Annotated in this window: 12 protein-coding genes; 9 read left to right on the top strand and 3 right to left on the bottom strand. The window is 53.4% G+C overall.

Annotated elements, in window-relative coordinates:
• Positions 1 to 86 precede the first annotated feature (86 nt).
• The 9 genes from ABSG49_RS06465 (at position 87) to ade (ending at position 8560) form a co-directional block, all read left to right on the top strand.
• Positions 87 to 959: an anaerobic ribonucleoside-triphosphate reductase activating protein gene (locus ABSG49_RS06465; protein WP_424025361.1), complete on the top strand. Its 873-nt coding sequence runs from the start codon at positions 87 to 89 to the stop codon at positions 957 to 959.
• Positions 913 to 1461, top strand: coding sequence for an AAA family ATPase (locus ABSG49_RS06460; RefSeq protein ID WP_424025300.1), 549 nt, complete (start codon positions 913 to 915; stop codon positions 1459 to 1461). The genes ABSG49_RS06465 and ABSG49_RS06460 overlap by 47 nt, the downstream gene beginning before the upstream one ends.
• On the top strand, positions 1458 to 2234 hold the full coding sequence (locus tag ABSG49_RS06455) for a sugar phosphate isomerase/epimerase family protein (protein WP_424025299.1): 777 nt from the start codon (positions 1458 to 1460) through the stop codon (positions 2232 to 2234). The genes ABSG49_RS06460 and ABSG49_RS06455 overlap by 4 nt, the downstream gene beginning before the upstream one ends.
• Positions 2235 to 2336: 102 nt before the next feature.
• On the top strand, positions 2337 to 3275 hold the full coding sequence (gene rnz / locus ABSG49_RS06450; protein WP_424025298.1) for a ribonuclease Z: 939 nt from the start codon (positions 2337 to 2339) through the stop codon (positions 3273 to 3275).
• A 169-nt stretch (positions 3276 to 3444) separates the two neighbouring features.
• Positions 3445 to 5298 (top strand): DHH family phosphoesterase, encoded by a 1854-nt coding sequence (locus ABSG49_RS06445; RefSeq protein WP_424025297.1) that lies wholly within the window; start codon positions 3445 to 3447, stop codon positions 5296 to 5298.
• Between the two features lie 218 nt (positions 5299 to 5516).
• Positions 5517 to 5768 carry a DUF7123 family protein gene (locus ABSG49_RS06440; RefSeq protein ID WP_424025296.1) on the top strand — a complete coding sequence of 84 codons (252 nt, stop codon included), beginning with the start codon at positions 5517 to 5519 and terminating at the stop codon, positions 5766 to 5768.
• A gap of 29 nt (positions 5769 to 5797) precedes the next feature.
• Positions 5798 to 5986, top strand: coding sequence for a hypothetical protein (locus tag ABSG49_RS06435; protein WP_424025295.1), 189 nt, complete (start codon positions 5798 to 5800; stop codon positions 5984 to 5986).
• A gap of 542 nt (positions 5987 to 6528) precedes the next feature.
• Positions 6529 to 6885: a hypothetical protein gene (locus tag ABSG49_RS06430; protein WP_424025294.1), complete on the top strand. Its 357-nt coding sequence runs from the start codon at positions 6529 to 6531 to the stop codon at positions 6883 to 6885.
• A 28-nt stretch (positions 6886 to 6913) separates the two neighbouring features.
• Positions 6914 to 8560, top strand: a complete 1647-nt coding sequence (gene ade, locus ABSG49_RS06425) for an adenine deaminase (protein ID WP_424025293.1) — start codon at positions 6914 to 6916, stop codon at positions 8558 to 8560.
• A 76-nt stretch (positions 8561 to 8636) separates the two neighbouring features.
• Here ade and ABSG49_RS06420 read toward each other — a convergent pair whose 3' ends face one another.
• The 3 genes from ABSG49_RS06420 to ABSG49_RS06410 all read right to left on the bottom strand — a co-directional run bounded on the left by ABSG49_RS06420 (position 8637) and on the right by ABSG49_RS06410 (position 11463).
• A complete protein-coding gene (locus ABSG49_RS06420; RefSeq protein WP_424025292.1) occupies positions 8637 to 9350 on the bottom strand; it encodes a CRISPR-associated endonuclease Cas6 in 714 nt (237 codons plus the stop codon).
• A 72-nt stretch (positions 9351 to 9422) separates the two neighbouring features.
• Positions 9423 to 10268, bottom strand: coding sequence for a hypothetical protein (locus ABSG49_RS06415; protein ID WP_424025291.1), 846 nt, complete (start codon positions 10266 to 10268; stop codon positions 9423 to 9425).
• 358 nt (positions 10269 to 10626) lie between these two features.
• Positions 10627 to 11463 carry a heparan-alpha-glucosaminide N-acetyltransferase gene (locus ABSG49_RS06410; protein WP_424025290.1) on the bottom strand — a complete coding sequence of 279 codons (837 nt, stop codon included), beginning with the start codon at positions 11461 to 11463 and terminating at the stop codon, positions 10627 to 10629.
• Between the last annotated feature and the right edge of the window lie 35 nt (positions 11464 to 11498).

Here is an 11498-nt window from a genome sequence, read left to right as displayed (position 1 = left end):
TTTTTTTGATGTTATCTCAAGAATTATGGAATACGGACATCGTCCACTGCAGAAAGGATCCCGTTGGTTGCTGGTTCTTAACTCAAATACACTCAAATAACCACGGGAATAAAATAATCCGGCACGGTGATCCTATCAGACTGAACTTTGGGGGCTTTATCCCCATCTCGACGATCGATTGGCGTGGGAGGGCGGTTTGTACGCTGTTTTTGCGGGGGTGCCCCCTGCGGTGTTCCTACTGCCAGAACGAGGGTATCCAGTCCGGAGAGGATTACCGGGATCTCGAAGAGATTACGGAAATGATAAAAACTTCATCACCCTTCATCAGCGGAGTTGTTATTTCCGGCGGGGAACCCACGCTCCAGAAAGAGGCCCTTATAGAGCTTGCCGGCTATGCAAAAAAAATGGGACTGGTGGTTGGGATCCAGACCAACGGCCTTTTTCCAGGTACGCTGGAAACTCTCATTCAGCAAAACCTGGTGGACAGGATCGCCATTGATTACAAAACACAGTGGGAAGGGTTTTCCGGCCTGCCGGGAGGCTACAGCGCAGTGCCTGCCGATAATTATGAGAAGAACCTGCAGAGATCTATAAGCATCTGTAAAAAGGCATCCCGGGAAAATATCCTAGCAGAATTCGAGATTGTCATCACCGTTTTTTACGAGAACGCGGATTATATCGGGAAAATTTCTGCAGAGATCGGCAATGCCCCTCTCGTGCTCCAGCAGGGTGAGCACAAGATCGTCCGGATGCGCGAAACAGCACCTGATATGACCAATGGGGAATATATCTGTAAACGACGAACCCTTCAGGAGAACCATCCACCCCTGACACTGGCAGAGTTGAAAACGATCGCAGATGACCTGGGAAGGACAGTCCGGATACGGACACGGGAGATTGGAGAGATATCCTATGAAAGTGATTGGCGTCGTCGGCATGCCCGCAAGCGGAAAAGGTGAATTCTCCCGCATCGCGCAGGAGATGGGTATTCCGGTCATTGTCATGGGCGACATGGTACGGAAAGCCGTGCGGGAAGCGGGGCTTGAGCCGAACGACACGAATTTTGGTGCAACTGCAAACCGGCTCCGGGCTGAACAGGGCATGGACGCGATTGCCCGGCTCTGCGTTCCCGAGATCCAGCACCAGTCCGCCCCCCTCGTCCTCGTGGATGGAATTCGGGGAGATACGGAAGTATCCCTCTTCCGGCGGAATTTTCCGGGTTTTACCCTGATCAGCATCGAGTCCTCATTTGAAAAACGCCTCGCACGGATAGCCGTACGGGCGCGATCGGATGATTTCATGACTGCCGATGCCCTGCACAACCGGGACGAGCGGGAACGGGGCTGGGGCCTCGGCAATGCCCTGCGCGAGGCGGATATCCATCTGAAGAACGAAGGGACACTGGCAGATTTCTCCGATGCCGTCCAGCTCCTTCTGGCACAGTTGCGGGGAGACCCATGAGCCTCTCTCCCTATTTCTCCTCTTCGGCAAAGGTATGGGACGACATCGCATGGGTCTATGGTATAGAGGAGGCCGGGTATGCCGGATGGGAGATCGTAAGTGACGGAAATTACCGCTTGGAGAACCCGGACTGCTTCCACAAGGTTGAGGATATGCTCGCGACTACCCGGCTCGGTGCTTCCGTACATGCGCCGTACGGCGACCTGAATATCGCCACCCTCAACGATCCCATCTGGAGGGAATCGATCCGCCAGCTCTGCAGTTGTATTGAACATGCCGCACCGCTGACCGATCGGATCACCATCCACCCGGGCTACATATCACCTGTTGGCAAGATGATGCCCCAGAAAGTCTGGGAACTTCAGAAAGAGGCGCTCCGGCAGATCGGCAGGTGTGCATCCGAACACGGGGTGCTTGCCTGTCTCGAGAATATGATCAGTTTCAAGGAGTTCCTCTGCCGTCTCCCGGAAGAATTGATTGGTATGACTGAAGGCATTGACGGTATCGGAATGACGTTCGATTTCGGGCACGCGAATACCATCGGCAAAGTCGGTGAATTCCTTCGGTATGTCCACAAGGCCAATCACATCCATATCCATGATAACCACGGCGTCTCGGATGAACACCTCCCGCTCGGTGAGGGCACAATCGCGTGGGAGACGGTGGGAAGGGAAGTTGCTTCCCGGTACACAGGAGGACGGATCGTGATTGAAGGACGCTCGGTAGAAGAGGCAAAGAAGAGCCTTGCCGTATTCCGAAGGAATTTCATATGAACCGTGAGCGAGAACGAACCGATAGAGCAGCATCCCGGGGGGATTGTGCATGAACGACGAGGATAAGCGAGGAGTTGTAGGAAAATCACGGAGTGATTTTCCGTGAGCGGCGAGACTCTGCATGTCTATTTCCTTGGTACCGCAGGTGCCCTCCCCACACCGACACGCAACCCGCCCTGCATCATGATCCGCAGGGGATCCGATACCCTGCTGTTCGACTGCGGTGAAGGTGCACAGCAGCAGATGATGCGGGCACGGTGCGGGTTCACCATCAATGCGATCTTTGTCTCCCACTGGCATGCCGACCATTTCCTGGGCATATTCGGCCTAGTCCAGACCATGTCATTCAATGGCCGTACAGAACTCCTCACGATATACGGCCCAGAATGGGTGCACGAGTTTGTCGACACGCTCCGGCACGTTGCCCGGTTCAACCTGAAATTCCCCATGGAATCCGTGGAACTCTCCCACGGATCGTGGGTACGGTTTGACGGTTATACGGTAACGGCATTTAGCGCAAACCACGGTCTTCCGTCTCTTGGATTTATTCTTGAAGAGGACCCACGCCCGGGACGGTTCAACCGCGAACAGGCAGTTGCTCTCGGCGTCCCCGCCGGCCCGCTGTTTGGCAGGCTCCAGCGGGGAGAGACCGTGACGGTTGGTATCGGGGATGCAAGTGTCACGATCGGGCCGGAACAGGTCATGGGACACCCCCGGCCAGGACGCAAGATCGTCTATACTGGTGATACCCGCACCGTCCACCCCTCAATCATGGATATTGCTCACGATGCAGACCTCCTGATCCACGATGCAACCTACGATGAGTCAGAAGCTGCCCGTGCAGCAGAATTCTACCATGCAACAGCGTCACAAGCGGGAGAAGCCGCAACTGCGCTCAATGCGGGGACCCTCGTTCTCGTTCATACCAGTTCGCGCTACACGGATGTCCAGGCACACGTCAGCGATGCACAAAAGAAATATTCCGGCCGGATTCTCGTTCCGAATGACCTGGATATGGTGGAATTGGCATTCCGTGACTAAAGTCACTGAACAGATACGGATGCTCCCCCCTTTTGCAGATAACAAGTAAATTAAACATTCAGGCACCCATTGATGATCATACAGAGCATCGTATATCCGCGGAGCGTTGACGATACCAGATACTATATCGCAACAATATCCCGTACGCTGTGTGTGGTGAGAGAGAAATATGCAGAATACCAGTGAAGATGATGTCCTCGTCTACCGGCTTGGTACAGGGTGTGACCTTGCTGACATCGAGGAAGGGAATGTATATCAGGGAAAGGTACAGGGTTTTGCCAATTTCGGGATGTTTGTCCAGCTGAACGACCGGATCAAGGGCCTTGTCCACAAAAGCAACATCAAGGCCGATCACAAGGAACGTGATTCGATTCTCGTGCGGGTCCGGCAGATCCGGCCGAACGGTAACATCGATCTCGAAGAGATCCAGATACAGGTCTACCAGGTGCAGAACATTGAACGGAAGTCAACAACCGTACGAATCGCTGATCTGAGCACCAAAGTGGGAAAAACGGTAGCCATCGAAGGGGAAGTCGCCCAGATCAAGCAGACCAGCGGTCCGACTATCTTTACGGTTGTTGACGAGACCGGTACCCAGAACGCTGCCGCCTTTGTCGAGGCGGGCGTTCGGGCGTACCCGGAAGTCGAGTTGGAAAATATCGTCAAGGTCATTGGCGAAGTGATGATGCGCAACAACCAGCTCCAGATCGAGGTCGATGCGATAACCGTGATGACAGGAGATGATTCGGTCGCAGTCAAGGCAAGGATCGAGAAAGCCCTTGATGCCCGTTCCGAGCCGGAGGACATCCCCCTCCTTGTTAAAAGCGAGGTCATGGAGAAACTCCGTCCCGAGATGAAGAAGGTCGCGAAGATCATCAGGAAAGCGGTCTTCACGTCTCAGCCCATCATCCTCCGCCACCATGCAGATGCCGACGGCATCTGTTCCGCTGTCGCCATCGAACAGGCAGTTGTGTCCCTGATCCGGGAATCGGGAGGGGACTTCGATGCAGATTACTACCTCTTTAAGCGTGCGCCCTCGAAAGCCCCGTTCTATGAGATCGAGGATATCACCCGCGACCTCGATTTTTCACTTAAGGACCATATCCGGTTCGGGCAGAAGATGCCTCTTGTCATCCTCACCGACAATGGTTCCACCGAGGAGGATGAACCCTCGTACAAGATCGCGAGTGTTTACGACATTCCCTTTATTGTCATCGACCACCACCACCCTGATGCAACCATCGACAAGTACCTGCTCGCCCATGTCAACCCCTATCATGTCGGAGGCGATTTCGGGATCACTGCCGGCATGCTCGGCACGGAGGTTGCCCGTCTGATCAATCCCAAGGTCGAATCTCTGATCCGCCACCTGCCGGCCGTTGCCGGTGTCGGGGACCGGAGCGAGGCACCGGAACGTGCCCTCTTCCTGTCCCTTGTCCGGGATCAATTTGCGGAAGAGGCCTGCAAGGATATTGCCCTCGCTCTCGACTACGAACAATTCTGGCTCCGGTTTAATGACGGCCGCGAGATCATTAAGGATATCCTGAACTTGACCGGAAAACCCGAACGCCATAAAAAATTGGTGGCGCTGCTGGTGGACGGCGCCAATACCATGATCGAGGACCAGATGAGCGCCTGCATGCCCCATGTCGTTCCCCGTGTCCTTGCCAACGATGCACTTCTCTTCCTTATCGATGTGGAGATCCATGCCCATAAGTTTACGTTCCCGCCTCCCGGCAAGACAAGTGGCGAAGTTCACGACCGTCTCTGCCGCCAGAATGCAGGAAAACCGGTAGTCACTATCGGGTTTGGCCCGGATTTTGCCGTCCTGAGGTCACGGGGTGTACTCATGAATATCCCCCGTATGGTCCGGGAACTCCGGGTCGAGATCCCGGGTGGCGGGATCAGTGGCGGCGGCCACCTTGTTGTTGGCAGCATAAAATTCGTGGAAGGCATGCGCGATGTGGTGCTCGAAGCCCTCATCAAAAAGATTGCCGATGCTCAGGTTCAGCAGCAGAATTAAACCAAAAAAATTTCCGAATTCCGCTGATTTCGACCCGGAAACGCCCGGAACACATGGTAATTATGTTCATGGAAAACTACGCATCCGGTGGGCGAGATATAATTTTTCTGGTCGAAATATCGGCCGGGAAAAAAAAATAAGACTGGATTTTTCGCAGGATTATTAGATATTTATATATAGCAGTTGATCTATATGAGTTTTTAATGCTGAGGCACAACATGTCAACAACTAAAAAATTACGTGAGACGTACAATGAGACCCAGCACAAGATCGTTTTGTATCTCAATTCTGGCATAACCAAGGGCAAGCACTATTTCAAATCCAAATATATTGCAAAAGACCTTGGTCTCTCGCCAAAAGAGGTGGGAACAAACATGGCAATTCTTGCCGAGATCTGTAAGGAACTGGATATTATCCGGTGGAGTTATTCGAACAGCACAACGTGGATGGTCACCCCGCGTGCCATCTGAATATCCCCACAGCCATTCTTCTTTTTATCATGACGAAAGTTCTGGAATTTGAATCAGAGGTAGAATTTGTTGCAAACATCAACGACCACAAGGACTGCCTGATGTCACAGGATCCCACACAGGATCATCCGGAAGCACTCTGGTTTAATATCGACATCCCGAAAGGTCATAACCTGAAAGCCGGTGACCGAGTACGCGTCACCATTGAAAAACTCTAGCCCTGAATACGGTTCCGGGACAGGGCACACTGTTACCGGGCCCCGAACAACCGGAATTACGAGGCACTGCTCATGAACACATCACACATGTTCCTGCCGGTTTTCCGGGAGATTTAAACGAATCCGACAGTTGCATTGGACTGCGGATCGCAATCACAACAAGAACCTTTTTCCCAGTCTGTGCTAAAAAACCGCCAATATTAAGGCAGGATGTCATTTTACCCGGACTTCCCTCATGATGGGAAAAAGCAATGACCGTTATGCTATCACATGAAGGCGAATTTAATGAGCGATGGTATGATCGGGTATGTTTTGTTTTCGGGATTGCATTATTGGGTTTTTGGAATAATATGCCTGGATTATTCTTCTTTTTTATGCAGGAACCCCGGGATTGTTGCCAACCTGCATGGATTTATGAAAGTGCAGGCAGAAATGGCAATAGATGGCTGGAACGTTTTCGTCCATAGAGACTCGTCAACTAAAACACAAACAGGAGAGTTTCCCAACAGGATTTTATGGTTGCACGGTTTTACATCTGGTTAATGTCCCAAGCTGTGTATCCGGTCTTTGCCGGTGTACTGGTGCTGGTCATGATCTCCTTCTGTACCGGATGCATTTCTACCGGTGTGGGGAATACATGGTACAGCAGCAATTCCGTCATGGTGAATATCAGCCATACTGGTGATCCAGCTGATGTCGGTGTTCAGGTAACGGTATACCGGATAGCAAACCTGACGCAGGAAAGGTATACCATAGTGAATACTCCAGCAACGCTCGTAAATGGGCAAAATATCGTCGCTGTCCCTGTCAGGCTTGAACCCGGCAGTTACAAACTGTATATCTATGTGCTCAGCAATAATGACCGTAAGACCGCAGTGATCCGCGATATTGTAGTGTGATTTTTTTATGGCCCATTTCTCAAAAACAATGATAGATGCAGCCAGGGGGCTGGAACCGGCGGATGTGGTCTTTGAGAATGCTTCCGTCTTCAACCCGTTCACCTGTTTATGGGATGAAGGGTCGCTAGCGATTAAGAACGGGCATGTTCTCGGTATCGGGGATTATTCCGGGAAAATGGTGCAGGATTGTACCGGCCAGTATATTGTGCCGGGCCTGATTGATGCCCATGTCCACATCGAAAGTTCGCTACTCACGCCCACCGAATATGCCCGCCTCGTTGCCCTTCACGGGACGACAACGGTAATCGCCGACCCCCACGAGATCGCCAACGTTGCCGGCTCTACCGGGATGGCATACATGCTCACTGCACATGAGAGGGCCGCAATTGATATCCTGTACCTGCTCCCGTCCTGTGTGCCCGCGACACCGGCAGATGTCGGAGGGGCCGTGCTCGAGGCTGATGACCTGCGCCGTTTTAACGGGGATGATGGGATCCTCGGGCTCGGCGAGATGATGAATGTGCCGGGTGTGCTTGCGGCGGACCCCGGCATTGCAGCAAAACTCCATCTCTCATGCATACGCGACGGGCACGCCCCGGGTCTTACCGGCAAGGACCTCAATGCCTACATCCTCGCCGGTCTCCAGAGCGATCACGAATGTACCACGTTTGCTGAGGCGGAAGAGAAGCTGAAAAAAGGGATGTATATTTTCATCCGCGAGGGTTCCACGGAACAGAATATTGAGGAACTCATCCCGCTTGTCACGCCCGCAACGGTGTCCCGATGCTGCTTTGCCACCGACGACTGCCATGCCGATTTGCTGATGGACGCGGGGCACATCGACCGCTGTATCCGGAGGGCTGTTGCTCATGGGCTTTCACCGGAACTTGCCATACGCATGGCCACACTCTCCCCGGCTGAACGGTTCGGCCTTAGTGACAGGGGCGCACTCGCTCCCGGGCGGAGGGCGGACTTCTGTATTGTCGACGACCCGGAGACGTTCGTTGTCCGGCAGGTCTTCCGCAACGGGACTGAGATAAAAGCATCATCACATGTACCGCAGGTCCCGTTCCCTCCCTCTGTTCACTGCTCTGTCCCGTCACGGGAAGCCATCAGTATCTCCGGCAACGGGAGCGCCCGGGTAATCGGCCTTGTCCCGGACCAGATCGTGACCACATCACTCCGCTATGACTGCTCTGCAGAGGACATACCTGATCTGGACCGGGATATCCTGAAGGTAGTAGTCTGCAACCGGTACCGTGATGCTCCCTGCGGCATCGGGCTCGCCCATGGCTTTGCATTCCGGGAAGGTTCCATCGCGTGCAGCATCTCACACGATGCCCACAATATTATTGCTGTCGGGACGAGCGATGACGCGATCCTCCAGGCCATTCACCAGGTAATCCGTGCACAGGGGGCCATGGTAGCGGTTCTCGGCATGGAAACCGTCATACTGCCACTCGATTGTGCCGGCCTTATGTCGACCCTGCCCTACCCGGAAGTTGCCCGACGGTTGAAAGTCCTGCATGATGTCGCAAGAAAGATGGGGGGGATCGAAAACCCTTTCATGTACCTCTCGTTCCTCGCACTGACAGTAATCCCGTCGCTGCGTGTCACCGATAGGGGCGTCTTTGATGGTGAAAGCTTCCGGGACGTGCCATTGTTCCTGGACTGATTGTGAAATGATGCGGGCATTGACGGTCTTTATGGGTATTATGTGAGGGGCAGGATAAGGACGACACCGAATACCATCAGGACTGCACCGGATATGCGTCGCAGGATCTCTTTTTCCCGGGGATCTCCCGAAGTGTCCCAAATCCTTGTGAGACAGACTGCCCGATCCCCAGATAATCCGGAATACGGAGATTGGTCCTGAATTTTCCCAGGAATACCATCACATTTTCGCAATCGATCTGTTCCCGTCTGAACCGGACATGTGCCGTGCAGGAGAGAGGTTCAGCGGGAGTATAATCGAGGGATTTTGCAAGCGTATTCAGGTGGGCGGTCAGGATCTTCTGCATGAATCCGTCCCGTGCAGGTTTTCCGTGCAGGTCATAGAATTTTTTTGCATGCTGCTGGTTCAGGGCAAGCCATGGTGTGAGAAATTCATATTCATGCATCCCGCCGGTTATCCCGAATTCCTCATCGCGGATTTCCCTGTCCCGCGAAGCGATGGTGCAGCGGTTGTTTCCCATCGTGATCTCCGGATCTCCTTCCGCCATCTGCAAAAGGATGCCTGCTCCCTGGAAGATGCCGATCAGCATCAGCTCGCCTTTGACCTGCTTGCACTGGATCGCAGGATAACGATAGATAAACCGTTCGGGAGGACTTCTGCGAAGTGCTGGTGCAGGATACTCCGCAAGCTGGCGGGCAAGAGACGACCGGAACTCCGTCAGGGAGAACTGCAGCGGATTTGCCGGTTTGAGGATAAGGGTGAAGATGCGAAGGATCATGGGAGTGCTCACATACAACAGAGGGGGTCTGGAGAAATAAGGGATTACCTCTTCCCACGAGTACCTCTCTCCGGAATCCGGGAGTTATGGTGACAACACGGCGAACCGCTTGATTGCAGAAACATTGCGTTCTGTGTCTGTAATCCCGATAAAAAATTCACCGGTCGCTTGGATTTCGCCCATCGCGCTCCACGTGTTGGTACCGCAGCTTCCTTCCTGCACGATGGTTGTGAAGGATCCTTCCGGGTTAATGGAGAGTGCCGGCTCCGGGGACAGGATGGAGAAGATGGTGTAATTCAGTTCGTGACCAGCCGGAAGGTTTGTGGTACCCATGATTGCGAACGGGCGGGCGACATACTGGTCGACGATTGGATCGATCTTAATCCAGGGGGTCGTGTTTGAAGCATTGTCCGTGGGGCAGGCTGTTGGGGCCAGGGTTGCGACAGGCAGTGCCCGGATCAGGATCTCGCGTTCAATCCCACAGTCGTGCACGATCCGGTAGCGGCTTGGGTCCCAGCCGGTAGTGACAAACCGGTACACCTGCGTGGACTTGCCGGGCTCCAGAGAGGATTTTGTCGTTTCATTCGGTTTTTCTGTCCCCATCCGTGTTACCCAGACCCCGTTGATTCCCTGGAATTTCACGGAGAATGACGGTGGATTGCCCGCACAGTCAAGCGTTCCCGAACCGTCATTGGTAACCGTGAATTCGACGACTTCGCCGATGTTGTAGATATCGGTGTCCATCTTTATGTAATCGGACTGAGCGACGGGTTGGTGAAGGGTGACCCGGTAGGAAGCTGCGGACTGCCCGGGGGTTTGTGAAGTGTTGACACTCAGGTTCTTTTCGTCTGTGAGGGATGTGCAGCCGGCAGTAAGTACGAGACTGATCATCAGGATGAGCAGGATGCCAGTTGTGCGGAGGATGGTCATTGGGTCACCGTGCAAATAAAACTTCCAAGAATCTGGTTGTTAATGATCAGAAAAAGTCAGTTCAATCAGGTAAATATCTTGTGAACGGTTACTGAAAACACGAATACTCATGTATACATCAGCATACATCATCATCGCACTTGGTTCTTATGAAACCGGGGAGTCATACCCGTCAGCGCCCCTCATGAAAAGATCGCACCTGCACCCTTGCTGACCCCATCAAATCCGGCTCGGGCCAGTACGTACCGGCATGCGGTTTTCCGACATAAAGTTTGACGATGCAGGAGGTCAGCAGGGACGGGGGGGTCGCCAAGGTCACGTGGCCGGGTGCGAAAGGGGGGCAAAACCCACGATCGCTTTACAGCACCTTTGTATTGGTAACCGCGGCAAGCATGAGGATGATCATTGGCTGGTGCACCAGGTAGATCACGAGCGAGTGCCGGCCAAGGAACGAGAGCGGCGCGACAATAAAGTTCGGCAGTCGCGGCGCCGTGAAGTGGCGTACCCCTTCCCCATACAGGAATTCCCCGATGCCCATACCGATCAGCACCATGCCGAACCACGGGAAGAGCGGGGTGTAGTCAACCGACCAGAACGCCGGCGCATGGATGCCGAGCGGGAGAAGGAGGAGCGGGAGGATCATCCCCGCAGTACTCCATGAGATCAGGGACGTATAATTCACCGACCACGACTCTGCTGCCTGTATTCCAAAGAACTGGAGGTATACCGGACCCATCTGGCTGATCACTAACAACCCAATCAGTATGCATACAATCCCAAGTATGATGTTGTATTTTTTAAAACGAAAAAAAAGCGGCGATAATATCACCGAGATCCCGATCAGGTGCAGGATGCCAAAGATGATAAAACCCTCGCGGAGATAGAGCCACGTGGCAAGGGTGACGAGAAGCCCGAGCGCGAAGATACCCGCACCGCGAAGGAAGAATTTTTTCGCAAGCGAAAAACCGGACAACCTCGTTGAGGCCCGGGCGTAGCTGACAACCAGCGACACTCCAACAACGAGCAGGAAGAACGTTGCGGTGGCATACGCAAAATATCTCCAGAAACCAGCCTCTACATTAACCTGCCCGATCCCAAAAAAACTGATGTCAAAGAGAGTATGGAACAGCACCATCATGAGGATCGCGATCCCACGGCAGATATCGATCTCCGTAAACCGTAAAACCTCACCCATGAAGAATTATCATCGTTGTTCAACATATGTGTTAT

This window comes from Methanoregula sp. (assembly GCF_049510175.1).
Classification (GTDB): domain Archaea; phylum Halobacteriota; class Methanomicrobia; order Methanomicrobiales; family Methanospirillaceae; genus Methanoregula.
This window is presented reverse-complemented; position numbering and strand designations above follow the sequence as displayed.

Excerpts from the sequence above, each read along its gene's own strand:
- ade (WP_424025293.1), top strand. The coding sequence starts at position 6,914 with ATGATAGATGCAGCCAGGGGGCTGGAACCGGCGGATGTGGTCTTTGAG.
- ABSG49_RS06440 (WP_424025296.1), top strand. The coding sequence starts at position 5,517 with ATGTCAACAACTAAAAAATTACGTGAGACGTACAATGAGACCCAGCAC.
- ABSG49_RS06415 (WP_424025291.1), bottom strand. The coding sequence starts at position 10,268 with ATGACCATCCTCCGCACAACTGGCATCCTGCTCATCCTGATGATCAGT.
- ABSG49_RS06410 (WP_424025290.1), bottom strand. The coding sequence starts at position 11,463 with ATGGGTGAGGTTTTACGGTTTACGGAGATCGATATCTGCCGTGGGATC.
- ABSG49_RS06455 (WP_424025299.1), top strand. The coding sequence starts at position 1,458 with ATGAGCCTCTCTCCCTATTTCTCCTCTTCGGCAAAGGTATGGGACGAC.
- ABSG49_RS06430 (WP_424025294.1), top strand. The coding sequence starts at position 6,529 with ATGTCCCAAGCTGTGTATCCGGTCTTTGCCGGTGTACTGGTGCTGGTC.
- ABSG49_RS06460 (WP_424025300.1), top strand. The coding sequence starts at position 913 with ATGAAAGTGATTGGCGTCGTCGGCATGCCCGCAAGCGGAAAAGGTGAA.
- ABSG49_RS06435 (WP_424025295.1), top strand. The coding sequence starts at position 5,798 with ATGACGAAAGTTCTGGAATTTGAATCAGAGGTAGAATTTGTTGCAAAC.
- ABSG49_RS06445 (WP_424025297.1), top strand. The coding sequence starts at position 3,445 with ATGCAGAATACCAGTGAAGATGATGTCCTCGTCTACCGGCTTGGTACA.